The organism is Natrialbaceae archaeon AArc-T1-2 (assembly GCF_030273315.1).
Taxonomy (GTDB): Archaea; Halobacteriota; Halobacteria; order Halobacteriales; family Natrialbaceae; genus Tc-Br11-E2g1.
This window is the reverse complement of record NZ_CP127174.1, coordinates 815,604-838,702: the sequence shown is the minus strand read 5'-3', so window position 1 is coordinate 838,702 and position 23,099 is coordinate 815,604. Positions and strand designations below refer to the sequence as shown.

Below are 23,099 nucleotides of genomic sequence, written 5' to 3'. Positions count from 1 at the left end.
CCTTTTACCGGCCACGGCACAGATCGACTATGTTACTTACCGTCTCCGGCCCGCCGGGCAGCGGGAAGAGCACCACCGCAGCGTTGCTCGCCGACGAGTTCGACCTCGAGCACGTAAGCGGCGGCGACATCTTCCGCGAGTTGGCCGACGAACGGGGCTACAGCCCCCTCGAGTTCAACAAGCTCGCGGAGGAAGACGACGAGATCGACCGGGATCTCGACCGTCGGCTGCGCGAGATCGCGATCGAACGCGACGACCTGGTGCTCGAGTCCCGGCTCGCGGGCTGGCTCGCCGGCGAGTACGCGGACTTTCGGTTCTGGCTCGACGCGCCCGCGTCGGTCCGTGGCGAGCGCATCGCCGACCGCGAAGGGAAAGATCCAGAGCGTGCGACCGAGGAGACGCGAGCCCGTGAGGCGAGCGAAGCCATGCGGTACGAGGAGTACTACAACATCGACATCCGGGATCTGACGATCTACGATCTCTCGGTGAACACCGCACGCTGGGAGCCAGACGCCGTCCTCGATATGCTCGTGACCGCCGTCGAGGAGTACGAGCCCGCGGGCGACGAAGGGATGACTCCCGTCACCGACGTCGACTACGACTTCTGATGAGTCTGCGTGGCCCACCCGAAGATCGGTCGCCGGCCGAACTGCTCGCATTCGGCGTCGTCGCGCTGGACAAGCCGCCGGGACCCTCCTCCCACCAGGTGAGCGGCTGGATCCGCGACGCCGTCGCCGACGCACTCGAGGACGCCGACGCGGCGACGACCGTCGAAAAGGCAGCCCACGCGGGGACGCTCGATCCGAAGGTGACGGGCTGTCTGCCGGTCATGCTCGGAACGGCGACCAGGCTCGCGCCGGTGTTTCTCGAGGGGAAAAAGGAGTACGTCACCGTGCTGGAGTGTCACGCCCCCGTGCCGGCCGACGCCGAGGCCGTCATCGCCGAGTTCGAAGGCGAGATCTACCAGAAGCCACCCCGAAAGAGCGCCGTCGCCCGTCGGCTGCGAACCCGCGAGATCCACGCACTCGAGTTGCTCGAGACCGACGATCGGCAAGCACTCGTGCGGATCCGCTGTGAGAGCGGGACCTACGTCCGCAAACTCTGTCACGACCTCGGACTGGCGCTTGGAACGGGCGCTCACATGGGCGACTTACGCCGGACCGCGACCGAGCCGTTCGACGACCGAGAGCTTCACAGCGCCTACGACCTCGTCGACGCACTCGCGTTCTGGCTCGAGGACGACGATCCCGGACCGCTGTACGACGCCGTCGAGCCGGCAGAACGGATTCTCGCGGACCTGCCGGCGGTGACGATCGCCGAGAGCGCGGCCCGGGAGGTCGCCAACGGAGCTCCGGTGTACGCCCCGGGCGTCCTCGAGGCCGACCCGGCCGACTGCGACGACCTTGTGGCCTGTTTCACACCGAACGACGCGGCCGTCTGTCTGGGTCGACTCGTCGGCGATCCCGACGCCGACTCGGGGACGGTCGTCGACCTCGAGCGCGTCCTGGTGTGAGAACTCACCGACGAGCGGACGGCTCGAGCGAGATCGGATACTCCGTCAGGTTCTCGTAGCCGTCCTCGCGGACGACGACGAGGTCTTCGATGCGGATGCCGCCGATCTCGGGATCGTAGAGGCCGGGCTCGATCGTGATCACGTGGCCGGGCTCGAGCTCGCCCCCGCCCGGCGAGACGGTGGGGCGTTCGTGAATCGCCAGTCCGACGCCGTGGCCCGTACCGTGGATAAAGCCCGTTTCGGCGTCGGGGTTACTCCGAAGGGTTTCGTAGCCGGCCGTCTCGATCACGTCACAGGCTACGTCGTGGACGTCGGCGCCCGTGACGCCGGGTTCGACGGCCTCGAGGGCGGCCTGGTGGGCGTCGTGGACGACCTCGTAGCGCCGTCGAAGTTCGTCGGTCGGCTCACCACGGAGGAACGTCCGGGTCATGTCGGCGAAGTACTTCGTCTCTTTGTCCTGTGGGAAGATGTCGACGACGATCGCCTCGCCGGCCTCGAGCGGGCCGCTACCGCGGTCGTGGGGATCGGCGGCGTCTTCGCCACAGGCGACGATGGTGTCCTCGAGCGTACAGCCGCGTCGGAGGAGTTCGATCTCGAGGTCTCGTGTGACCCGTTCGCTGGTGAGTGTCTCGCCGTCGTAGACGAGCCGGCCGTCTTCGACGTCGGCTTCGGCGATCAGCGTTTCGGCCGTGGCCATCGCGGCCTCGTTTGCTCGCTGGGTCGTCCGGACGTGGTCTATCTCGGATGCCGTCTTGACCGCGCGAACGTCCTCGACGATCCCCGCGGGTTCGACGGTTACCGAAACACCGTGCTCGCGTAGGCCGTCTGCCGTTCCGGTCGGAAATCCCCTGGGAACGGCGACGGCGTCGACGTCGTGATCTGCGAGGAAGGCGGCGACGGTCCGGATGCGAGCCTCGTAGCGGCCGTGTTCCTCGAGCAGATCCCGGTACCCGTACTCTGACAACCGCGCGACGACGTCGGCGTCGGCCTCCGTGACTGCGCGGCCGTACTCGAGTTCCGAGACGAGCAGGGACACGCCGTCGTCGGTCACCAGCGTCTGGAAGGGATCGGGCGCTTCGAACCCCGAGACGTACCGCTGGTCGGGATCCGTGGAGTCGGCGTCGATGAGGTAGCCGTCGAGCCCTTCCTCGGCGAGATACGCCTGCAGCGTCGAGCGGTCTGGGTCCATACGCGAGGGTGTGCGTCCGGGCCTATAACGACGTGGGATCGATCGATCATCAGCCGACGGCCCGGACCCGAGAGCGGACGCCAGCGTAGAGTCCGATCACCGCGGCCTGGAGAAAGAGTACGAGCAACAGCTGACCGACCAGAACGGCGGCTCCTACGCTTGCGAGGACGACGAGGAGTGCAAGCGCCACCGACGGGGCCTGGCCGTACGCGAGAAACTCGTCGTAGACGAGCCAGGCGACGATGGGCTGGGCGAACAGAAACAGCGCCAGGTCGATGCCAACCTCGGTCACACCGGATCCGTCGGGGCTTGCGTACAAGACGGTTTCGTTCGCTCGGCTCCGACCACTGGGTATCCGGCCTGTCGCTCCGAGAGGCCAGCCGTGAGTGATCAATCGACCTCGAGGACGTTACGACGAACGCGAGACGTCGATCCCGGCTACGAACCGGTCGGCTCTCGCCGATAGATCCGAAGGCGGCCGTCACAAACGGAAAACACCGACGTAAGCGACGGGGGGATCGTCTCGGATTTGCCGATCACGAGGTAGCCACCGGGGCGAAGCGAGTCCGCGATCGTCTCGAGCATCGGCGTCTTGTACTCGTTGTCGATGTAGATGAACAGGTTTCGACAGATGATCAGATCGAAGTCGGATTTCGGGTCGTCGTTGATGAGGTCGTGCCGTTCGAACGTGACGGAGCGTTTGACCCGGTCTCGAACGCGAAAGGTGTCGCCCGATCGGTCGACGAACCGTTCGTAATCTTTCAACACCGAGAGTTGATCGTCGATGTCGGTGGTCCGTGTGTCCTCGTAGACGCCCTCGCGGGCCGTCTGTAGCGCCGTCTCGCTGATGTCCGTCGCCAGAACGTGAACGGCCGATTCGTCGATAGCCGGATCCGCGTGTGCGAGTATCGACAGTGAGTAGGGCTCACGACCGTCGGCACAGGCCGCACTCCAGGCGCGGATCCGACCGCGCTTTCGGTCGTCAGAAAGCGTTCGCAACACGTCGCGGATGCCCTCCCAGACGTCGGGGTTGCGAAAGAATCCGGTGACGTTGATGCTCAAGGCGTCGAGCAGGGCCTCCTGCTCGTCGAGGTCGGTCCGGAGCAACTCGAGGTAGTCCTCGTATCCCCCGACGTCGGCACGGCGAACGCGCGAGGAGACGCGACGATCGAGATAGCTGTCGTTGTAGTGACTGCTCGCGAACGCCAACTCCGACTCGACGTACTCGAGAATCGACTCGAGTGCCGCCGTCTCGTTCGTCACAGCTCTGTCACTCCGCCGTCGTCGGTGCTCGATGTGACGACGAGGACTCCGGTTCCGGGGGAGAACTCGACGGTCCGGCCGCGGTCACCGCCGACGTCTTCGGCGACGAGCGGGACGCCGAGTTTCTCGAGTTCCGCCCGTGCCGCCTCGACGTTTCGCTCTCCGACGCCCTCGTCGAAGCTTTCGAATTCGAACATGTCGCTTCCACCTGCGATCTTCGCTTCGACGTCGACGTAACTCGCTCCGCGTTCGACCATCCGTCGAAGTAACGCCCGGATTGCGGTGTCTGCGTACTTGCCGGGCGTTTCGTCGCTGGTTTCGACCTCGTCGCCGTTCGGTAGCATCACGTGTGCGAGTCCGCCGATGCCGGTATCGGGCTCGTAGAGGGCGATTGCCAGACACGATCCGAGTCCGTACGACCGAAGCGTGTCGTCGCCGTCGCTGACGACGAGCTCTGCGATGCCGACCTGTACCGGATCGGGTGCGCCGGGTTCGGTTCCGTACGTTTTCATGCGTTTTCGATCTCTTCGAACTCCGCGGTCGTCGGCGTGTCGTCGATGCGGTCGGTGTCGAGATCGTCGAGCGCGCGCTCGAGGTCGTCCTCGTCGGGAATCGCGTAGATCTGGCAATCGAGGTCGCGTCCGTCGGCCGTCACGACGGTGTCGAAGACGAACGCGAATTCCTGGCTTTCGCCGAGTTGAACGACGACCGGATCGACCGCCGCAGCGCCGGTATCGTGGACGAACTCCGGCGTCGAGTGGTCGATCGTCGTATCGAGGACGTTCGCCCAGCCGTCCAGAAAGCCACTCGCCATGATGTTTCCGAGTTCCATGATAGCGCTTTGTCCCATCTCGTCGAATCCGTCCGCGTCGGTCGCGGTCGGGACCATCGCGTCGACGATCTCGTGGGCCGACTCCTCGTCGAACAGAAAGAGCAGATACCCACTCGGGGTGCCGTCGAATTCGAAGGCGACGCCGACGAGGGTCTCGTTCGCGACGGTCTCGGGAATGGTCTCGAGCGAGACGAAGTTCAGTCGACGAATCTCGACGGTCGTGTCGATTCCGGTCAGCGTCGTCGCCGTCTCCGCGACCTCCTCTGCGCCCTGCTCGGCCATCCGATCGAAGCCGTCGAGTTTGTCGTAGTCGATACCCTCGCTCGTCCGAAGTTGCTCGAGCAGCGACGCCATCGACTCGCGTTCGGGAAACAGATAGTGGTCGAACCCGATCTCGGTGCCGACGGCCTCGATAGTGCTCTGAAAGAGCAACGCGAGGTCGTCGTCTCCGGGCGCGTGGTCGATGTCGTCGACGAACGGCTCGGCGGAGGCTCCCACGACGTACTCCGGTGTCGAGAGTTCGATCGCGGTCTCGAGGACGTCCGCCCAGCCGTCGATCAGACCGCTGTTTATGATGTGGCCGACCTCGGTCGTGGCGCTTTTGTCCATCTCCTCGACGTCTTCGACGTCGGAGGCCGAGACGATCGTCTCGACGATCTGTACAGCGCTGTCTCGATCGAAGACGATGAGCGAGTAGCCGTCGAGACCGCCGCTGAGTTCGACCCGGACGCCGACCTTCTCCGCGCCGTCCGTGAAGTCTCGGCGAATGTCCGCCCCGCGCGTGAAGTTGACCTTCGTCACGCCGACTCTGGTATCGACGCCGGTCAGCCGCGTCAGCCTGCCGGCCGCGAGTCCAGCGCCTTCCCTGGCGATCCGATAAAACGTCCCGAGTGCGTCGGTGTCGAGTTTCATGCTTCGGTCACGTCCATACCGTTTATCATCTCGACGAACGCTTCCAGGTCGGGAAACGCGTAGATCTCGGCTTCGATCTGGTAACTCGGAACGGTGAGATCCGAGTCGAAGAACAACGCGAGGTCGTCACCGTCCCGTTCGGCGGTCCGGACGACGATCTCGTCGACGGGGGCGTAGACGAGCTGGGGAGCAGCGATGTCGATCGCCCGTCCCAGAACGTCTGCCCAGCCGTCGATGAAGCCACTTGCCATCATGTTGCCCATCTCCTCGACGGCGCTTCGTGCCATCTTCCCCGAGACGTTCGACATGTCGTCGGTGACGTCCCGGAGCATGAGCGCCGTGATTTTCTTCGCACTCGCTTCGGGAAAGAGAACGAGAATGTGTCCGTGTGGGGGATCGAGCAGCCGAACGCGAACGCCGACGCGCTTGCCGGGCTCGAGCTGGGAACCGAGGTCGTCGACGTCGATGAAGTTCGTCGTCGTGACCTCCATTCTGGCGTCTTTGCCGGTCAGCTTTCCCATGTTGTCGGCCACGCCGTTCGTCCCGACTTTCGCCATTTCGTTTATCAAACTCAGTTTTCGGATGTCGACTTTCAGCGTCATAGGTTCCTCCGTGCACTCTCGATCATAGTGTCTTCACGTCCAGAATGTTAACCACTTCGCCACGACCCCGGACGGTCGCACCGCTTAGCCCCGGAATGTCGGCCATGAACCCTTCGAACGGTTTGACCACGACCTCCTGCTGACCGCCGATCTCGTCACAGCGGATCGCGACGGGCCGGACCTCCTCTCGAGCGCGGACGATCATTCCGTCGTCCGCTCCGGGTTCGGGGGTATCAAGCGCCGTCGCGAGGTCGACGATCGGGAGCTCCTCGTCGTCTCCTCGACGTAACCGCCCGTCGTCGATCTCGAGTGCGGTCGTCGTCTCGACGTCTTCGATCGCCTTCGAGGGGATGCCGAACGTCTCGTCGCCGCTTTCGACGAACAGGACGTCCGTAATCGCCACCGTCACGGGGAGTGTCAGCGTGAACGTCGTTCCGTCGCCGGGTTCGCTCTCGACCGAGACGGCGCCGTCGAGTTCGTCGATCGTTCGTTTGACGACGTCCATCCCGACGCCGCGGCCGCTGACGTCGGTGACCTCCTCGGCCGTCGACAGCCCGGGGTGGAAGATCAGCTCGTGGGCCTCCTCGTCGGTCAGCTCCGTAGCTTCCGTCTCGCTTACGACGCCGGCGTCGACGGCCTCGTCCCGGAGCCGGTCGGGGTCGAGCCCGCTGCCGTCGTCTTCGATCTCGATCGTCACCCGATCGCGCGATCGGTCGGCCCGAAGCTCGACGGTTCCCTCACGGGGTTTGCCCGCCGCCTCGCGCTCGTCCGGCGGTTCGATCCCGTGGTCGACGGCGTTTCGGACCACGTGGATCAACGGATCGTCGAGCCGACCGAGGATGCTCCGGTCGAGTTCGACCGTCTCACCCGACACCTCGAGAGAGACCTCCTTGTCCCGTTCTCTGGCGACGTCGCGGACGACACGTGGCAGTCTGTTCGTGACGGACTGGAGGGGGACGAGTCGAATGTCCATCACCGTCTCCTGGAGTTCCGTCGTGATGTCCTCGAGGTCGTCGAGCTCCCGCTCTACCGTCTTCGGACCCGCGTCGGACTCGATCGCGTGTCGCAGCCGGACGCGGCTCGTAACCAGTCCCTCGACGAGGGTGAGCAGGGAGTCGACCTGGTCGGCGTCGACGCGAACGGACTGCTGTGTCGCGGTCCGGTCGCGCTCGTCGTCGGCCGTCGACGTCTCCTCGACGTCGGGGAGGGAGATGTCGGGGGCCTCCGGCGGCTCGACGTCCGTCGACGCCGACTCGTCGAGCGATTCCGGCGTCTCTGTCTCTATCTCCGTCTCCGGCGTCGTCTCGTCGGTTCCCGCATCCGGCTCGGCCGCCGTCTCGAGTGTGTCGTCGAAACCGCCGTCGTCGAGGTCGACGTCGACGTCGAACGCGTCGTCGCCGGCTTCCGGCTCCGTGAAGCCGCCGGCGCTGGCAGCTGGTGGATCGAATTCGCCGACGTCGTCGGTGTCGTCGGCGTCGTCGATCGTCGACGCGTCCGTCTCGAGAGACGGATCCGAAACTGCAGACGACTCCTCGTAGTCGGACGTATCGGCGACCGTCGTCTCGTCGAACCCGGAGCCGACGTCGAACTCGTCGTCGGCCGAGTCGACGTCCCAACCGGCGTCCGTCGATGGCTCGAGTCCGTCGTCGACGAACGCGTTCGTCTCCGCATCGTCGTCGCCAGCGGCCGGCGCGTCGTCGGCGTCGACGCGATCGTCGTCATCGTCGGTCTCGATGGTCTCCCAATCGGCGTCCGCCGACGCCTCGAGTGCGTCCGACTCCGACGCCGGTTCTAGCTCCTCGCCTGAGTGCTCGTCGGCCGATTCGACGTCGCCGAACTGGAACGTCACGTCCGTCGATTCGTCGTCGCTCTCCGATTCCGGCTCCGACGCCGTACCGGCGTGTTCGTCCGCCGACGGCTCTATCGTGACCGTTTCGTCCACTCGCTCGTCGTCCGCCGACGACGCCATCTCAGCGAACACTTCGTCCGCCGTCTCGTCGGGCAACGGCCCCGTCTCGTCGTCTGCTGACGGTTCCGCCTCGACAGCCGACGACTCCGTTTCGCCGGGGACCTCGTCGATTTCGTCGCCGTCGGACCCCTCCGCGAGGGATGTCCCGCCGTCGACGTCGTCATCGAGTAACTCGTCCATGCCGACTTCCTCCTCGTCGTACTCGTCGAACTCGAGGTCGTCGAGCTCCGCTTGCAGTTCGTCGAACTCGACCTGCTCGACCTCGTCTTTGAGTTCGTTGAAGACGGCGTTTGCATCGCCGTCGACCTCGTCGGCTACGGCTGGGTCGTCTGTTTCGTCGACGGCGGTAGCGGGGGCGTCGTCGCCGACCGTCTCGGCTCTATCGTCGTCCACCTCGCCCTCGACGGGACCGTCCACGCTGGGGACGCCCGGCTCGAGACCGGGATCGATCTCGTCTTCGTCCGCGAGGAGGTCGTCGAACGAGCCCGCGTCGCCCATGTCCTCGAAGGCGCTTACGTCCTCGACGTCCTCGACCATCCGATCGAGGTCGTCGAACTCGTCGAACTCGTCGAGTAACTCGTCGACGTCCATCTCGGCCGCGTCAGTCGTCGAGAGCTCGCCGGCGTCTTCGTTGCTGGCGTCACCGTCGAACGCGTCGAACCGGTCGGTGACGTCGACGATCTCGAACTCGACGACGACGTCGACTGGATCGAGCGCGGCGGCGATCGCATCTTCGCTCACGGGTGTTCCGAAGACGGCGTCGAAGCCGTCGCCGTACTCGCCTGCCTCGATCTCTTCTCGAGGGGGATCGGTTGCGAGCAGGTCGAAAGCGTCGACCAGCGCCGCGACGACGAGCGTGCCGCTTCGACCGTCCGTCTCGTCGACCGCGAGCCGCACGAAGTAGGCCCTGTGGGTTTCGGCCGGCGGATCGACCCCCTCGAGGACGGCGTCGATCGCCTCGTCGCCCGGCGTCGAGAACTCCTCGTCGTCGAGGGTCGCCCGGAGCGTCTCGATCGTCGGCGTCGGATCGGTCCGGACCTCCCCGTCGGACGCGACCTCGTCGACCATCGCCTCGAGTTCGTCGACGCCGTCGAAGATGGCGTCCATGAGTTCGGGTGACACCTCGACGGTGCCGGCCCGGACCGCATCGAGGAGGTCTTCGATCGCGTGTGCGAGCTCGCTCGCCCGGGCAAGCCCCATCGCACCGCAGTTGCCCTTGAGCGTGTGAGCGATCCGGAAGATGGCGTCCATCGACTCCTCGTTCTCCGGGGAGCGTTCGAGCTCGAGCAGCCGGTTGTTCAGCTCCGTGATTTGTTCTTGACTCTCCTCTACGAACTCGCTGACGTACTCACTCATGGTTCTCACCGCATGCACTGACGATACTGTCGGCGATGGCGCCGGCTGGAACGACGTCGTCGACACAGCCCGTTTCGATCGCCTGACAGGGGATGCCAAAGACCGGACTCGTTTGTTCGTCCTGTGCGATCGTCCGGCCGCCGGCGGCTTTGATCGCCTCAATCCCGGCCGCGCCGTCGCGTCCCATGCCCGTCAGGACGACGCCGACGAGGGGATCGCCGGCCCGTGTAGCCGCCGTCTCCATCGTAACGTCGATCGCGGGTTTGACGCCGTGTCGCGGCTCGCTCTCGTCGAGGCCGACCTGCACGCGACCGCCGGTACCGTCTACCACCTCGAGGTGGTAGCCACCGGGAGCGACCAGCGCGTCTCCGGGACCGATTCGGTCGCCGTCGCGAGCCTCGCGAACGCGGTACTCGCTGATCCGGTCGAGTCTGTCGGCGAGCCGTCCGGTAAACGCCGGCGGCATGTGCTGGACGACGAGCAGTTTCGCGCCGAGTTCGCGGGGTAACGTGGCGAGTAGCTGTTCGACGATCTTCGGTCCGCCAGTCGACGCACCGACGACGACGAGCGGGTCGTCGCCGACGACCTCCTCGCCTGCGTCGCTCGAGTCGACTGCCGTTCCGTCACCGGTGTCGATCGCGTCGGATCCGGACGCAGACGCGGACGCGGGCACGGACCCAGCGTCGACCGCGGCTGTCGGCCCGGCGGCGGCCTCGAGATCGCGTCCGTTCGACCCCAACTCTATCGACTCGATCGCAGCGGCGGCACGGGCGAGTGCGAGCGAGGAGACGTCCGTCGCTGCGAGCTCGTCGACTTTCTCCGTCACCTCCGCCGTGAGATCGACGACTGTCCGCGAGGAGCCGTCGGGTTTCGGCAGGAAGTCGGCGGCACCGCGTTCGAGCGCGTCGAGGGTCGCGTCGGCACCGTCGTCCGTGTACGCACTAAGCATCAGAATCGGCGTCGGATACGTCGACATGATCCGCTCGACAGCCTCGATCCCGCCGAGTTCCGGCATTTCCACGTCCATCGTCACGACGTCTGGGCGATCCGTCCTGACGCGGTCGACGGCCTCGAGTCCGTTCGAAGCCAGCGAGACCTCATAGCCCGCTCGCTCGAGTGCGTTGCCGACGACTGTTCGCATGAACCGCGAGTCGTCGACAACGAGTACGCTGGTCATACAGCCGACGGTTCCGATTCCACGACGTCTGTCAGGGCTTTCCGGACGCTCTCTTCCTCGAACGGTTTCGTCACGTAGCCGTCGGCACCTGCCTTGACGGCGAGTTTCATCTTCTCTCGCTGACCGACGCTCGTGCACATAATAACCTTCGCGTCGGGATCGATCTTTTTGATCGCCGCGGTCGCTTTGATCCCGTTCGCTTTCGGCATCACGATGTCCATCATCACGACGTCGGGGTCGTGTTCTTTGTACATCTTGACCGCCTTCGCGCCGTTTTCGGCTTCTCCGACGATGTGGTAATCCTGCTGTAAGATCTGGCCCAGTAAATTACGCATAAAATGAGAGTCGTCTACGATGAGCACCCCTGTCGACATTCAATTGTACACCATGGTTCGGTTGCGATACGACGACCATAAATGCTGTCTCCCGATTATCAGACGTGATAAGTGATGGCGTTGACATCGGCACCGAACGAACGCGACGACCCGACAGCTTACTCCTGTTCGTGACCAGCGGCGAGTAACATCCGCTCGACGTCGATCAGCATCGTCGCCTCGTAGACGACGTTCGTCGACTCGTCCTCGCGTTCCTCGTCGTCCTCGTCCTCGATCTCGAGTTCGAAGGTCGTCCCTGGGCTCTCGTCGTCGCCCTCGAGCAGTCCATCGGCTTCAGTTTCGGTCTCGGTCGGTTCGTCGCGTTCGCTCGTGAGGACGATCCCGGCGACGAGCGGATGGGCGGTCCTGTCGACGAGCGACTCGGCGTCGAGTCCGTACTCGAGGAGGTCGCCCTCGTCGAACTCCCCGTCCCGGAGGACGTTCGACGTCGGAACGCTCTCGACGCCGCGGACGTCGTCGACACGGATGCCGGCCGACTGTCGATCGCTCGGTCGATCGAAGACGAGCAAATCCTGGTCGGCGGTGGGCGGTTCGTGCGTCGGAAAGTGCGCCCGGGGATCGACCACCGCCGTGACGTCACCGCGCAGATCCGTCACCCCCTCGATCGCGTCCGGAGACCGAGGCACACGCGTTATCGACGACGGGACGGCCGTGGTCGTTCCGACGTCGTCGACGGAGACGGCGAGACGACGTTCCCCGAGTTCGAAGACGACGAACCGCTCGCGTTCTTCGAGGTCCTCGTCGTCGGCGTCGTCCCGGGAGCGCTCCTCGCTCGGCTCGCCGATGCTGATCCCCTGGAGTGTCTCGGAGAGGTCCGGTGACATGATTTCGTTCGTACCCGTATCTCAGATTCCACGACCAAAACGTTGACCCCCGTTCGGCGGAGCCGTCAGTCGATCGGCGGCTGGTCGTCAGATTGATCTCCCGAACCGAGAAACGTTCTCGAGATGACCGACACCGACGAGCAGTCGGGTCCGATGGTGCTGCCGTTCGAACTCGAGGGAGAACGCTACTGTGTCGACGTCGATCGCGTCAGGTCGGTACTCGGCGTCGACCGCGAGGCCGTCCCGGCCGACGCGACCGACCCCTGGTACGCAGGAGAGTTCACTACCGACGGAACGCGCGTCCGCGTCGTCGATCTCGGGCGGGTGGTCGGCTCCGGGACGCCAGCACGGTCGGCCGATCCGAAACTGGTGGTGTTCACATCGACCGACGCGGACGGCTCGCGGTACGGGTGGCTCGTCGACGCCGTCGGAAGTCCCTCGGCCGTCGCTCCGTCGACGCTCGAGAAGACGGTCGGCCACTCCCGGTTCGTCCGCGGACGGGTCGACCTCGACCGCCAGGCCGGGAGAGAGCGTGCGCTCTGGCTCGATGCGAAACGGATCAACGAGTGATACGGATTGCTGTACCGATGTACCGGCGAAACCGCGACCGTTCTACGGTTGCACCGGGACAGACGTACAACGGTCCGTATGAGTACGGTTACCGCATTCCGGGCGGCGGTCCGCTGTCGTCGTCGTCGTCGATCTCGACGTCGAGGCCCATCTCCTCGCGTCGTTCCCGCAGCCGTTTCACCTGTCGGTAGTAGTAGGCGACGCCAGCTCCGCCGAGGGTGACGACCACGACGACGAGCCCGGTAAACACCGTCACGTCCCGCGGGAGGTAGTACCGCAGCGAGATCGTTCCGCCGTTTTCTTCCCAGTGAAGGTGTTCCCGGTCGTCGACGACCTCCCGCTCGTAGCCGCCCGGACTGACGGCCCCGAACAGGAAGTTCGACGTCCGGTAGCCGTCCGCAAGCATCACTTCGTACGACCCCGCTTTGAACGCCGGCAGCTGGAACGTCCGACTCCCGGCGCTGCCGGTAAAGGCGAGCGTGCCGTTCCCGTCCGGCACCCGGACGTCGGTGTTCGAGCGTCCCTGATCGACGTCGAGCTCCGAGCCGGTCACCTCCGTCCCGTTCGGGTACCAGTACCGGACGCTGTGGACGTCCATCGCCCGATCGCGGTAGAACGTGGATCGATGGAGCGAGAGCTCGTCGGTGTCGTTGAGATCGTACACCGCACGGAACTCGCCGCTGCGGACCAGCCCGACGTCCTCGATGGAGATGACGACGTCCGCGTTGCGGTCTTTGAGGTCGTCGTACTCCTGTTCGCGGTCGAGGTCCTCGTCGGAGATGCCACCGAAGATCGCCGCACAGCCGGCGAGCGTCGCGAGCGCGGCGACGGCGATCACGGCGAAGACGAGACGTCGATTCATACTAGGGAACGACACAGCGTAGCTCCGCGGGGAGGTACTCCCCGACGCTTGCGAGCAGCCCCGGCGGGTCCGTATCCTCGGTCGTGATGACGCTTTGCTCGAGCAGACCGAGCCGTTCGATCGTCACCACGTCCCGTGCGTGTCCGGCACGGTTGAGCGTGGCCCGTACCTCCGCACGGGTGGCGCTGTTTACGTTCAGTCGCCCGTTCTCGCTTCTGGTCCACTCGTAGAGTCGGTCCCGTTCCGCCTCGGCGAGTCGCGAGGGGTCGTCGTCGCCGTAGACGAACCGTAATGGAACGTGCTGGACGAGTCCGAACCGTTCGCGGATCTGCGAGGGCGACCCCGGCCCGAGACCGATCTCGTCTGTGGGAATCCGGACCGGCTGGCCCGCATCGAGGACGAACCCGCCCTCGTCCCAGGACTCGAGCGTGCCGACGTAGCTCTCGCCGGCCTCGAGATCGGGGACGATCTCGCCCCACTCCTCGCGGAGGACGTTGCGCGCGACCACGGCGTCGTCGCCCTCGATCGTGACCGACGGGAACTGGTCGTGGCGAACCCCGACGTCCGTCTCGACCTCGAGGTCGCCGACGGCGTTGTCGACGAGCGACCGTAACGAATCGAGCGCGCGCTCGCGTGCGTCGCCGTCGACGTACACTTTCGTCGCGAGTACGACCATTATACGTTGAGCTCGGATTCGAGCTCTGCGATTCGGTCTTCCATCGCGTTCACGAGCCTGTCGTTGTCCATCGATTCAAGCGGCGAGCCACACTCGGGACACTCGAATCCGAAGTCCATCGCCTCCTCGAACTCGAACCGGATCGAGCAGATCTCACAGAGGTAAAACTCGTGGGTTCGCTCGTACTCCTGACGAGCCTCGAGCGCCTCGTGGAGGCGGTACATCTCCTCTTCTAGATTCTCCGGAATGTTGTCGTACTCGAACGTCCAGAGATAGGTCAGCCACCCCGAATCCTCGTCGCGCAGTCGGCGGTACGACGCGAGATCGTTCTCGTAGAGGATAAACAGCGCGCGGCGAACGTCGTTCAACTCGAGGTCGAGCTCTTCGGCGAGCTCCTCGTCGGTCACTTCCCCGTCCGGCGGTGCTGCCGCGACGGGCATCCCCTTGGGACCGACCAGCTCGTGCAAGTACTTCTGGACGACCGGATCCTCGAGCAGCTCCTCAAAAGCCATTACCTATCCGTAACGCCATGTAGCCATTAAGTCTTTTGAGCCGCGATCATCCCTTCTCGTCGGCACGCCACTCGAGGGAGAGGGTGATCGACTGGCGGTTCCCGCCGAACATCGGCGATCGTTCTTCGACCTCGACGTGGTACTCGAGGACGTCTCCCGGCGACAGCCGCACGCGTTTGTTCCCGACGCGAACGTTCGTCGGTCCGTCCCCGCGGAGTTCGTGAGCGAGTTCTTCTATCAGCTCCGATGCCTCTTCTCTCGAGATCTCGTCGTCGTAGTCGGTCGTTTCGGCCATACAGCAACCGACCACCGACCGGAGGGAAATAGGTTGGTGCCGGAATTCGCTACTTGTCCGTCGGCTCCGAGTTCGGCTCGACCGACTCGACCCGTTTGCCGGTCTCCTGGGGTACCACCCGTCGGTCGGCGTCGTTCCACTCCCGTTCGAGTTCCTCGCCCTCGAACAGTCGGTCCAGGAAGACGGCTAGCCCGGCGACCTCGGAGTGGGGCTGGTTCGTCACGGCGACGTTCCAGTCGGCGGCCTCGTAGACGTCGAACGGAACCTTCTCGGAGCCGACGACGACGAGAAGCGGTTCTGTCCGACTCGTCTCGCGGACCTCGGCTTCGACGTCCTGAATCCGCTCGCCGTACATCGTCAGGTGGACGATCTGTCCCTCCCAGTTCCGGACGACTCCCCGAGGCGAGTCCGTGAGTTCGACCTCGAAGGGGCCGCCGAACCGGTCCGTGATGTCCGCGACCGTCTCGAGGGAGCCGCCGGCGTTGTCGGGGAAGATCACCCGGTCCGCCCCGAGTGCGCGGGCGGTCAGGCCGACGTGGGTCGTCATGCGATCGTCCCGGCCGGGACGATGGCCGAGTCGAAGCACGGCGACCTCGGGCGTCTCGTTCATGCCGGTCGTTCGCCCGGTTCGCATATGTGGGTTCGGATTCGGGGACGGACCGTGACAGTAGGCTTTTTGAGTGTCCTTCCGTACTCGTGTACATGACGTACACGACGGCGAGACGGGTGAGTACACGGTGACGACCGTCAGGGAGTGGATCGCGACCGCCCGGGAGGAGAAGTGGGGAATATTCGTCGACCTCGTGTTCGCGATCGTCTGGGTGACGATGGTCGAGATCATCTTCCAGGTGCTGGATGGACCGACCTGGGCCTACTACGCGATGATGGTCGCCGGTATCGTCGCTTACTTCGGGTTGTTCTGGAACCTCGAGCTCGCGAAAAGCGGCAAGCAAGGATAGCGACGTCGACGGCAGCCGCTCGAGGCTGTCCGACGATGCACAAAAAACGTGACCGGCGACGGGATCGCTACTCTTCGTCGTGGATGTCGACGACCATCACCGGAATCTTCGTGGTCCGGAGCGTCCGTTCGGCGACGCTACCGAGCAGGGCACGGCGGACGCCGCTGCGTCCGGCCGATCCCATTACGACCAGATCGACGTCGTTGTCCTCCGCGTAGCGGCTGATCTGGCGGTGAGGTTGGCCCGCGGTGATCGACTCGGTAACCTCGACGCCGAGGTCTTCGCCACGTTCGGCGACGGTGTCCATGGCCGCTTGTGCTTGTGCCTGCAGTTCCGGCATCTCGTCGAACTGTCCCTCCTTGATGCGCTGGACCTGTTCGGTGCCGAGGCTGACGTCGATCGCGTCGACGTCGATGACGTACATCGTGTGTACCTCGGCCCCGTACTGGCTGGCGATGTCGAGCGCGTGGGTGACTGCGTTCTCTGCGACTTCGCTTCCGTCCGTCGGGATGAGTATTCTCTCGTACATGGGTCAGTCATCCGAGGGGGTACCGCCGTCGGTTGCGACGTCTTCGGCGGTCTGCATCTGCTCCATCGGTTCGGGGCTGTGACACTGCCGGACGAGGCGTTTGACGCTCTCCGGCGGACTCTCCGTGACCAGCGAGACGACGATGATGACGGCGAAGACGATCGGGACACCGACGAGTCCCGAGGCCAGGCCGGGCACCCACTGGGCGAGTGCCGGAATGACGGCGTCTTCGACGCCAGTGTACATCGGAATCGCGGTGTCGTTTGCGATGGCGCCGAACGAGATAACGATACCGGTGATCATGCCAGCGAGTGCGCCTTCCTTGGTGGCGTTCTCCCACCAGAGACCGAGGAAGAACACCGGGAAGAACACACTGGCGGCGATCGCGAACGACATCGCGACCAGCTCGCCGATCAGCGCTGGCGGGTTCAGCGCGATGATGGCGGTGAGGATACCGATCACGAGAATCGTCGTTCGACCGACGACCATCTGCTCGCGCTGACTGGCGTCTTTCTTGTAGAGGTTCGTGTAGATGTCGTGGGCTGCAGCCGACGACGCGGAGACGAACAGGCCAGCAGTCGTCGCGAGTGCGGCTGCGACCGCACCGGCGGCGACGATGCCGACCAGCCATTCGGGCATGTCCGCGAGCTGGACGGTCAGTGCGACCAGCGCGTCGCTGTCGGCTGCGGGCATCTCTGCGAAGCTATCGACTGCACCAGCCGTCACGCCCGTTTCGTCGCCGCTTGCCGGTTCTTCGTACAGCAACCCACCGAAGACGGCGTAGGCCGCGGTACCCCAGTACAGCAGGCAGATGAACAGCAGTCCGGTGACGGTCGACCAGCGAGCAGTGCGCTCGTTGTCGACCGTGTAAAAGCGCACGAGGACGTGTGGCAGTCCACACGTACCCAGGATCAGGCTGACGACCAGCGCGAACCACATGTAGGCGCTGTTGACGGCGAAGGGCTCTGCGAACTGCGCGTGGAACTCGTCGATGAGCAGTGCCGTCTGTGGACCAGCCTCGAGGTACGGCAGGAACGTCGACCAGCCCTGGCTCCAGCCGACTGCGTACAGGCCGGCCAGGAACGCGATGATCAGAATGATGTACTGGGCTGCCATGTTCTTGGTCGCACCCAGCATCCCGGAGAGGGCGACGTAGGCGATTGTGACACCCATGAACAGGATGACACCGGCCTCGTAGGAGAGCCCGAGGATGTACTGGGCCATGTAGCCCATGCCACTCCCCTGGCCGATCGCGTAGACGAGCGCGATCACGAGCGTCGTGAACGCGGCGATGCCGCGTGCGCGGTCGGAGTAGAACCGGTCACCGACGAAGTCGGGTGCGGTGTATTTCCCGAACCGGCGGAACTGCGCGGCCAGGAAGATCAGCAGGATGAAGTATCCCGTCGTCCAGCCGACGACGAAGCCCAGACCGTAGTATCCCGCCGTCGCGACCAGTGCTGCGACGCCGAGATACGACGCGGCACTCATCCAGTTTGCTGCGATCGCCATCCCGTTTTCCCACGGGCCGATCGAGCGGCCGGCGACCCACAGGTCGTCGACCGCCGCGACGCGGAAGAAGTACCCGATACCGAGAAACAGCAGCATCATTCCGACGATCGTCAGCGCCGGGATCGTCTTGAACCCGATGTCGACTGCGGTCTCGTACTGGAGAACGACTGGCTCTATCATTGTCCACCTCCGTGGCTAATGTCGTACTTCTCGTCGAGCTTGTCCCGGTACCAGGCATAGATCCCCGATAGCACCAGCGCGGCGGACGGCGAGACGATCGCGGTGAGGAAGAAGTTAAGCGGATAGCCACCCAGCACCCGCGTCTCGAACATGAACTCCGGTGCCATGTAACTCGCCACTGCCGGCCCGAAGACGGCCACCAGCCAGATGGCGAACAACCCGAAGATCATCTTCAGGTTGTCCCGCATGAACGGCGTCGCAGGCTTGAACAGGTTGATCTCTTTCTCGAGGTAGTTGACAGTCTGTCCCCCTTCTCTCACCGTGGCAGTACCGCCATCGGTTTCTGTATTATCGTCTGACATTGTTGGTGCCTCTGTTGTCGTGAGTTGCGTTCGTATCTCTCATCGTGATTGGATGTCGGCTCACGGCTCGGTCACTCCCCCTGGACCTGCCGTTGGATGTCCTCGACGACCTCGGGGTTGCGAAGCGTCGAGGTGTTACCTAACTCGTTGCCGCTTGCGATGTCCTCGAGCAGTCGGCGCATGATCTTGCCCGAGCGCGTCTTCGGCAGTTCGGGTGTGAAGACGACCTCTTCGGGTTTGGCGATCGGTCCGATCGCGTCGACGACGTTGTCGACGATCTCGTCTTCGAGCTCGTCGCCGCCTTCGTAGCCGTCTTCGGGGATCACGTAGGCGTAGACCGCCTCGCCTTTGATCTCGTGGTCGCCGCCGACGACGGCGGCTTCGGCGACGCCTTGGGTGCCGACGATCGCGCTCTCGACTTCCATCGTGCCGAGCCGGTGGCCGGAGACGTTGATGACGTCGTCGACGCGGCCCAGCACGGTGATGTAGCCGTCGTCGTCGATTTTGGCGCCGTCTTCGGGGAAGTAGACCCACTCGTCGGCCTCGGGATCTGAGTACTCGGTCCAGTACTCCTCGATGAAGCGTTCGTCGTTGCGATACAGCGTCCGGAGCATGCTGGGCCAGGGCTTGTCGATGGAGAGGTAGCCGGCCTCGCCGGCGTCGACCTCCTCGCCGGCGGCGTCGACGACGCGGACGTCGATGCCGGGGAGGCCGGGACCGGCGGCGCCGGGTTTCATGTCACAGACGCCGGGCAGCGTCGTGATGATGTGGCCGCCGGTTTCGGTCTGCCACCAGGTGTCGACGATCGGACACTGTTCGTCGCCGATGTGTTTGTAGTACCACTTCCAGGCCCGGGGGTTGATCGGTTCGCCGACGGTGCCGAGCAGGCGCAGCGAGGAGAGGTCGTGCTTTTCGGGGTACTCCGCACCCCACTTCATGAACGCGCGGATCGCCGTCGGTGCGGTGTAGAAGACGTCGACGTCGTAGTCGTCGACGATCTCCCAGAACCGATCCTTGTCCGGATAATCCGGCGTGCCCTCGTACATCACCGTCGTCGTTCCAAGCGCCAGTGGCCCGTAGACGATGTACGAATGGCCGGTGATCCAGCCGATGTCGGCCGAACACCAGTAGGTGTCCTCGGGCTCTAAATCGAGCACCGCGTGGCTCGTCCAGGCCGTATAGGCGAGATAGCCCGCGGTGGTGTGTTTCACGCCCTTGGGTTTGCCGGTCGTCCCCGAGGTGTACATGAGGAACAGCATGTCCTCGGCGTCGCGGGTGACGGGCTCGACGGTCTCGCCTTCGTGGGCGGCGACGAGTTCGTCGTAGTCGTACTGGTCGGCCCCGAGGTCGTGCTCTACGTCGTCGCCGAGGCGGTCGACGACGACCGTCGAGGTTTCGTGCTCGACGTCTGTGAGTCCCTCGTTGGCCTTCGAGAGGTGCTCGAGGGCGTCGCCGCGACGGTAGTAGCCGTCACAGGTGACGAGGTACTCGCTGTCGGACGAGTTCATCCGCGTTGCGAGTGCGTCCGCGGAGAAGCCGGCGAACACCACCGAGTGGGGTGCACCGATGCGAGCACAGGCGAGCATCGCGATCGGCAACTCGGGAACCATCGGCATGTACATCGTGACGACGTCGTCCTCTTCGACGCCCAGTTCACGCAGTGCCGCGGCGAACTCGTTGACCTCCGCGAGCAGTTCCGCGTAGGTGTAGGTGCGCTGCTCGCCGAGTTCGCCCTCCCACTCGATGGCGACGGCGTCGCCGCGGCCGTCTTCGACGTGACGGTCCAGACAGTTGTACGAGGCGTTGAGCTTCCCCCCCGTAAACCACTGGTAGGTGGGCGCGTCGTCCTCGACGAGTACCTCGTCGTACGCCTGTTCCCACTCGAGGAAGTCGGCCGCACGCTCCCAACACTCCGGCCACTCCTGTTCGAACTGCTCGTAGATCGACTCGTCGGTGACGTTGGCCTGCTCGACGAACTCCGCCGGCGGCTCGAACGTCTCCTGCTCTTCGAGCCGTGCCTCCAAACCGCCATCACCACGCACATCTTCCTCTGACATGGTACTCGATTCAATGTGCTATTATCATAGTAAATCCCGAATCTAGGTGTGCAAAACCGCCACATATTGCCCGGGATAATCTTGTTGTATTTCTACAATAGTAATCGAAATAATTCCGATCGAACGGTTTGGTGTCGAATCACACCGTCGTCGATCGCCATAATAGATGTATTTCTGACACGGTGGGCGGTAAGACAGCAGCGGTTTCGACCGGCTACTCTAGAAGCCTAGGATCATCAATCATGCAGAACTGGTGACTCTAGTCTCTCGGCGGATGAACAGGGAGACAGGTAGTCACTGTCGCGTTCTGTCCTCGACCGTCGACTCGTCGAAGAACGTCCGAAGCAGTTCGTGTTGTGCCTTCCGAAGGTGGTTGTGCAGCGTCGGCGACGAGACGCCCATCGCGTCGGCGATCTCTTCGGCCGTACTCTCGCGGGGCCAGTCGTAGTAGCCGCCGAAGTACGCCGCTCGAAGTGCCGCTTCCTGCCGGTCGGTGAGTCGATCTTCGAGCCCCTCCCGGAACTCCCGGGCGGTCTGGACCGAGCGTTCGACCTCCCGTTTGCCGAGCAGCTCCGATCCGGGGAACCGCGACCGGAGGCCGTCGACGATCGTCCGGAGGTCGGCGTCTGCTGCACACTCAGCGACGATCGTCGCCTCACCGTCTTCGACGACGGTTTCGAGAACGGTCGCACCGTACTCGGTCAACGTCAACGTCGGCGAGGAGCCGTGGACGACGAACTCGAGACGGTAGCCGTCCTCGTAGCTCTCGACGAGTCGGAAGTCCTCGATGCCGTCGTCGTCTTCGGCGAGTTCGAAGACCTCGGCCGGCTGGGAGCCTTCGAGGTGGACGTAGTAGAGGTGTGTCGACTCCGAGATCGGAACGAGCGAGTCGAGTTCGAACCGACAGTCGAGCCGGTCGGTCGCGTCGACGAAAAAGGAATCGGCGTCGCGACAGGCGATCTCGAGCTCGACGAGCGTATCAGAAAGCAGGAGGTTACGACGTCTGACTGCGGCGATGCCGTAGCCCACCTGACGGCCGATCGTCTCGAGCCACGCGCGTTCGTCGTCGTCGAAGGCGTCGTTTCGGCTCGTTCCGATCCGGAGCGTGCCGTAGACCGTATCGCCGTACTCGAGGGGTATGGCCGCGACTGCACCCTCGAATCGACCGCTCTTCGAGTGATCGACGGCGACGTCGCGGTCGACCGAGAGCCGGATCGACGGCTCGTCCTCGTCAGTTGTTCCGGACGGATCGTCGAGCGTCGACGAGAGTCGTTCGACGTCGTCCGGTTCGATGCCACTCGTTGCGCGCCACTCGAGACGAGTACCCGAGAACGTTCGCCGATCGATCCAGGCGAAGTCGTAGACGTCGGCGTCGGCGACGACGGCGGTGACGTCGGTTTCGATCTCTTCGTGCGTCGAGGCGTCGAACAGCACCCCGGTGACCGCCCGGAGGAGTCGGGCGATCGAGAGTCGGCTCTCGAGTTCGTCGCGTTCGCGTCGGGTCGTCTCGAGTCGATCCTGGAACTCGGAGGCGTCGGCGACGAGCACGGCGAACCCGCGGTGGCGACCTCGATCGTCCCTGATGGGGGAGACGACCTCGCTCGCGAAAAACGTCGAGCCGTCCTTACCGACGCGCCAGCCTTCCTCTTCGACACCGGAGCCCTCGGCTGCGGCAGAGAGCATTCGGTCGGGAACGCCGCGTTCGACGTCGTCGTCGGTGTAAAACGCCGAGACGTGCGTGCCGATGATCTCCCCCGCCCGATAGCCGAACATCGTCGCGGCACTTCGGTTCCAGCGGTCGACGTATCCGTCCTCGTCGAGTCGGATCAACGCGTAGCCGTCACTCGCCGCGAGCAGCGACTGGACGATGCTGTCGTCGCTGACCGACGTCGACGCCGTGTCCTCGTCGTTTCCCTCGATCGTCTCGAAGGCGTCGACGATCGCGTCCTCGTTCGGCTCGGACAGGTACGGCTCGAGTCCCTCGAAGCTCTGCCAGCCGCCGACGGCCTTGACGACGCGGGGATTGATCTCGTGTTCGACGAGCGAGGCGTACGCGAACCGTCGTCGCAGGTCGCTCGTCGAGACTGACTCGAGACGTGGCTCCGCGTGGAGGTCGGCAGCGCGGTCGGCGACGTCCGAGACGAGCATCTGGAGTCGTCGTGGCGTGACCGAAAAGATCGGCTCGTCGTCGTCAATGTCGTTGCTCCTGACGTACCGTCGTAGCTCCCGCTCGACGCCGGTCGGGAGATACGCGGCCCGGTCGTCGTCGCCGTCCTCGGTCGGAACGGTGAGGAGATACCGTAACGGGTCGACTTGCGCGCGCGTGACGTCGCCCGGTCTGATCCGAGCGAGCTCTGCCGGACGCAGGCCGACCTCGCCGGCGAGACGAACGACGAGCGCCTCGCGGTAGGTCGCCGCCGCATCGAGGAGCGCGTCGTACTGCTCGCGGGAGAGGACGTCGGGGTCGGAACGCGGCTCCTCGAGACTCATCCTTCGCGTTTTCCGACGCTTCGAAGGCAAGTATTTCTTACGGTACAGCCCGAAACCCCGAAGCGT

24 protein-coding genes are annotated in these 23,099 nt (G+C 64.5%); 4 read left to right on the top strand and 20 right to left on the bottom strand.

Annotation, left to right across the window (positions count from 1 at the left end; all coding sequences use genetic code 11):
- Positions 1-29: 29 nt before the first annotated feature.
- Together cmk and QQ977_RS04190 are read left to right on the top strand one after the other, a co-directional pair.
- Positions 30-608 carry a (d)CMP kinase gene (cmk, locus tag QQ977_RS04195; protein ID WP_285927713.1) on the top strand — a complete coding sequence of 193 codons (579 nt, stop codon included), beginning with the start codon at positions 30-32 and terminating at the stop codon, positions 606-608.
- The gene (locus QQ977_RS04190) at positions 608-1,513 is read left to right on the top strand and encodes an RNA-guided pseudouridylation complex pseudouridine synthase subunit Cbf5 (RefSeq protein ID WP_285927712.1); all 906 of its coding nucleotides are present in this window, start codon (positions 608-610) and stop codon (positions 1,511-1,513) included. The genes cmk and QQ977_RS04190 overlap by 1 nt, the downstream gene beginning before the upstream one ends.
- A 4-nt stretch (positions 1,514-1,517) precedes the next feature.
- Here the strand turns inward: QQ977_RS04190 and QQ977_RS04185 are convergent, their stop codons facing one another.
- The 10 genes from QQ977_RS04185 to QQ977_RS04140 all read right to left on the bottom strand — a co-directional run bounded on the left by QQ977_RS04185 (position 1,518) and on the right by QQ977_RS04140 (position 12,032).
- On the bottom strand, positions 1,518-2,702 hold the full coding sequence (locus QQ977_RS04185; protein ID WP_285927711.1) for a M24 family metallopeptidase: 1,185 nt from the start codon (positions 2,700-2,702) through the stop codon (positions 1,518-1,520).
- A 49-nt stretch (positions 2,703-2,751) separates the two neighbouring features.
- The gene (locus QQ977_RS04180) at positions 2,752-2,994 is read right to left on the bottom strand and encodes a hypothetical protein (protein WP_285927710.1); all 243 of its coding nucleotides are present in this window, start codon (positions 2,992-2,994) and stop codon (positions 2,752-2,754) included.
- Positions 2,995-3,140: 146 nt separating this feature from the next.
- Positions 3,141-3,965 (bottom strand): CheR family methyltransferase, encoded by an 825-nt coding sequence (locus tag QQ977_RS04175; RefSeq protein ID WP_285927709.1) that lies wholly within the window; start codon positions 3,963-3,965, stop codon positions 3,141-3,143.
- Complete coding sequence (locus tag QQ977_RS04170) at positions 3,962-4,477, bottom strand: chemotaxis protein CheD (protein ID WP_285927708.1); 516 nt, start codon at positions 4,475-4,477, stop codon at positions 3,962-3,964. The genes QQ977_RS04175 and QQ977_RS04170 overlap by 4 nt, the downstream gene beginning before the upstream one ends.
- Entirely contained in the window at positions 4,474-5,709 is a 1,236-nt protein-coding gene (locus tag QQ977_RS04165) for a chemotaxis protein CheC (protein ID WP_285927707.1), read from the bottom strand. The genes QQ977_RS04170 and QQ977_RS04165 overlap by 4 nt, the downstream gene beginning before the upstream one ends.
- Positions 5,706-6,311, bottom strand: a complete 606-nt coding sequence (locus QQ977_RS04160) for a chemotaxis protein CheC (RefSeq protein WP_285927706.1) — start codon at positions 6,309-6,311, stop codon at positions 5,706-5,708. The genes QQ977_RS04165 and QQ977_RS04160 overlap by 4 nt, the downstream gene beginning before the upstream one ends.
- 22 nt (positions 6,312-6,333) lie before the next feature.
- Complete coding sequence (locus tag QQ977_RS04155; protein ID WP_285927705.1) at positions 6,334-9,636, bottom strand: ATP-binding protein; 3,303 nt, start codon at positions 9,634-9,636, stop codon at positions 6,334-6,336.
- On the bottom strand, positions 9,629-10,813 hold the full coding sequence (gene cheB, locus QQ977_RS04150) for a chemotaxis-specific protein-glutamate methyltransferase CheB (RefSeq protein WP_285927704.1): 1,185 nt from the start codon (positions 10,811-10,813) through the stop codon (positions 9,629-9,631). The genes QQ977_RS04155 and cheB overlap by 8 nt, the downstream gene beginning before the upstream one ends.
- Positions 10,810-11,187: a response regulator gene (locus QQ977_RS04145; protein ID WP_285927703.1), complete on the bottom strand. Its 378-nt coding sequence runs from the start codon at positions 11,185-11,187 to the stop codon at positions 10,810-10,812. The genes cheB and QQ977_RS04145 overlap by 4 nt, the downstream gene beginning before the upstream one ends.
- Before the next feature lie 119 nt (positions 11,188-11,306).
- On the bottom strand, positions 11,307-12,032 hold the full coding sequence (locus QQ977_RS04140) for a chemotaxis protein CheW (protein WP_285927702.1): 726 nt from the start codon (positions 12,030-12,032) through the stop codon (positions 11,307-11,309).
- 123 nt (positions 12,033-12,155) lie between these two features.
- Between QQ977_RS04140 and QQ977_RS04135 the strand changes: the two genes are divergently transcribed.
- On the top strand, positions 12,156-12,602 hold the full coding sequence (locus QQ977_RS04135) for a chemotaxis protein CheW (protein WP_285927701.1): 447 nt from the start codon (positions 12,156-12,158) through the stop codon (positions 12,600-12,602).
- A gap of 88 nt (positions 12,603-12,690) precedes the next feature.
- On the opposite strand, the gene QQ977_RS04130 is transcribed toward QQ977_RS04135, so the two are convergent.
- From QQ977_RS04130 to QQ977_RS04110, 5 genes are read right to left on the bottom strand one after another with little or no spacing between them, the layout of a single operon-like run.
- Entirely contained in the window at positions 12,691-13,464 is a 774-nt protein-coding gene (locus QQ977_RS04130; RefSeq protein WP_285927700.1) for a DUF5803 family protein, read from the bottom strand.
- 1 nt (position 13,465) lies between these two features.
- Positions 13,466-14,140, bottom strand: coding sequence for a DUF2110 family protein (locus QQ977_RS04125; RefSeq protein WP_285927699.1), 675 nt, complete (start codon positions 14,138-14,140; stop codon positions 13,466-13,468).
- Positions 14,140-14,652, bottom strand: a complete 513-nt coding sequence (gene tfe / locus QQ977_RS04120) for a transcription factor E (RefSeq protein WP_285927698.1) — start codon at positions 14,650-14,652, stop codon at positions 14,140-14,142. The genes QQ977_RS04125 and tfe overlap by 1 nt, the downstream gene beginning before the upstream one ends.
- Positions 14,653-14,698: 46 nt before the next feature.
- Positions 14,699-14,947, bottom strand: a complete 249-nt coding sequence (locus QQ977_RS04115) for an amphi-Trp domain-containing protein (RefSeq protein ID WP_285927697.1) — start codon at positions 14,945-14,947, stop codon at positions 14,699-14,701.
- A 49-nt stretch (positions 14,948-14,996) separates the two neighbouring features.
- Positions 14,997-15,557, bottom strand: a complete 561-nt coding sequence (locus QQ977_RS04110) for a tRNA (cytidine(56)-2'-O)-methyltransferase (protein WP_285927696.1) — start codon at positions 15,555-15,557, stop codon at positions 14,997-14,999.
- Positions 15,558-15,684: 127 nt separating this feature from the next.
- Here QQ977_RS04110 and QQ977_RS04105 point away from each other — a divergent pair, with 127 nt between their 5' ends.
- Positions 15,685-15,906: a hypothetical protein gene (locus QQ977_RS04105; RefSeq protein ID WP_285927695.1), complete on the top strand. Its 222-nt coding sequence runs from the start codon at positions 15,685-15,687 to the stop codon at positions 15,904-15,906.
- 67 nt (positions 15,907-15,973) lie between these two features.
- Here the strand turns inward: QQ977_RS04105 and QQ977_RS04100 are convergent, their stop codons facing one another.
- From QQ977_RS04100 to QQ977_RS04080, 5 genes are all read right to left on the bottom strand, one after another.
- A complete protein-coding gene (locus QQ977_RS04100; RefSeq protein ID WP_285927694.1) occupies positions 15,974-16,435 on the bottom strand; it encodes a universal stress protein in 462 nt (153 codons plus the stop codon).
- A gap of 3 nt (positions 16,436-16,438) precedes the next feature.
- Positions 16,439-18,124, bottom strand: a complete 1,686-nt coding sequence (locus QQ977_RS04095) for a solute symporter family protein (RefSeq protein ID WP_285927692.1) — start codon at positions 18,122-18,124, stop codon at positions 16,439-16,441.
- The gene (locus tag QQ977_RS04090; RefSeq protein WP_285927691.1) at positions 18,121-18,486 is read right to left on the bottom strand and encodes a DUF4212 domain-containing protein; all 366 of its coding nucleotides are present in this window, start codon (positions 18,484-18,486) and stop codon (positions 18,121-18,123) included. Before QQ977_RS04090 ends, QQ977_RS04095 begins: the two co-directional genes overlap by 4 nt.
- A 71-nt stretch (positions 18,487-18,557) precedes the next feature.
- Complete coding sequence (acs, locus tag QQ977_RS04085) at positions 18,558-20,543, bottom strand: acetate--CoA ligase (RefSeq protein ID WP_285927690.1); 1,986 nt, start codon at positions 20,541-20,543, stop codon at positions 18,558-18,560.
- Positions 20,544-20,837: 294 nt separating this feature from the next.
- Positions 20,838-23,033, bottom strand: coding sequence for a bacterio-opsin activator domain-containing protein (locus tag QQ977_RS04080; RefSeq protein ID WP_285927689.1), 2,196 nt, complete (start codon positions 23,031-23,033; stop codon positions 20,838-20,840).
- Between the last annotated feature and the right edge of the window lie 66 nt (positions 23,034-23,099).

Excerpts from the sequence above, each read along its gene's own strand:
- QQ977_RS04100 (WP_285927694.1), bottom strand. The coding sequence starts at position 16,435 with ATGTACGAGAGAATACTCATCCCGACGGACGGAAGCGAAGTCGCAGAG.
- QQ977_RS04125 (WP_285927699.1), bottom strand. The coding sequence starts at position 14,140 with ATGGTCGTACTCGCGACGAAAGTGTACGTCGACGGCGACGCACGCGAG.
- cmk (WP_285927713.1), top strand. The coding sequence starts at position 30 with ATGTTACTTACCGTCTCCGGCCCGCCGGGCAGCGGGAAGAGCACCACC.
- QQ977_RS04170 (WP_285927708.1), bottom strand. The coding sequence starts at position 4,477 with ATGAAAACGTACGGAACCGAACCCGGCGCACCCGATCCGGTACAGGTC.
- acs (WP_285927690.1), bottom strand. The coding sequence starts at position 20,543 with ATGTCAGAGGAAGATGTGCGTGGTGATGGCGGTTTGGAGGCACGGCTC.
- QQ977_RS04185 (WP_285927711.1), bottom strand. The coding sequence starts at position 2,702 with ATGGACCCAGACCGCTCGACGCTGCAGGCGTATCTCGCCGAGGAAGGG.
- QQ977_RS04165 (WP_285927707.1), bottom strand. The coding sequence starts at position 5,709 with ATGAAACTCGACACCGACGCACTCGGGACGTTTTATCGGATCGCCAGG.
- QQ977_RS04140 (WP_285927702.1), bottom strand. The coding sequence starts at position 12,032 with ATGTCACCGGACCTCTCCGAGACACTCCAGGGGATCAGCATCGGCGAG.
- QQ977_RS04135 (WP_285927701.1), top strand. The coding sequence starts at position 12,156 with ATGACCGACACCGACGAGCAGTCGGGTCCGATGGTGCTGCCGTTCGAA.
- QQ977_RS04080 (WP_285927689.1), bottom strand. The coding sequence starts at position 23,033 with ATGAGTCTCGAGGAGCCGCGTTCCGACCCCGACGTCCTCTCCCGCGAG.
- tfe (WP_285927698.1), bottom strand. The coding sequence starts at position 14,652 with ATGGCTTTTGAGGAGCTGCTCGAGGATCCGGTCGTCCAGAAGTACTTG.
- QQ977_RS04115 (WP_285927697.1), bottom strand. The coding sequence starts at position 14,947 with ATGGCCGAAACGACCGACTACGACGACGAGATCTCGAGAGAAGAGGCA.
- QQ977_RS04110 (WP_285927696.1), bottom strand. The coding sequence starts at position 15,557 with ATGAACGAGACGCCCGAGGTCGCCGTGCTTCGACTCGGCCATCGTCCC.
- QQ977_RS04095 (WP_285927692.1), bottom strand. The coding sequence starts at position 18,124 with ATGATAGAGCCAGTCGTTCTCCAGTACGAGACCGCAGTCGACATCGGG.
- QQ977_RS04190 (WP_285927712.1), top strand. The coding sequence starts at position 608 with ATGAGTCTGCGTGGCCCACCCGAAGATCGGTCGCCGGCCGAACTGCTC.
- QQ977_RS04145 (WP_285927703.1), bottom strand. The coding sequence starts at position 11,187 with ATGTCGACAGGGGTGCTCATCGTAGACGACTCTCATTTTATGCGTAAT.
- QQ977_RS04090 (WP_285927691.1), bottom strand. The coding sequence starts at position 18,486 with ATGTCAGACGATAATACAGAAACCGATGGCGGTACTGCCACGGTGAGA.
- QQ977_RS04130 (WP_285927700.1), bottom strand. The coding sequence starts at position 13,464 with ATGAATCGACGTCTCGTCTTCGCCGTGATCGCCGTCGCCGCGCTCGCG.
- QQ977_RS04160 (WP_285927706.1), bottom strand. The coding sequence starts at position 6,311 with ATGACGCTGAAAGTCGACATCCGAAAACTGAGTTTGATAAACGAAATG.
- QQ977_RS04155 (WP_285927705.1), bottom strand. The coding sequence starts at position 9,636 with ATGAGTGAGTACGTCAGCGAGTTCGTAGAGGAGAGTCAAGAACAAATC.
- cheB (WP_285927704.1), bottom strand. The coding sequence starts at position 10,813 with ATGACCAGCGTACTCGTTGTCGACGACTCGCGGTTCATGCGAACAGTC.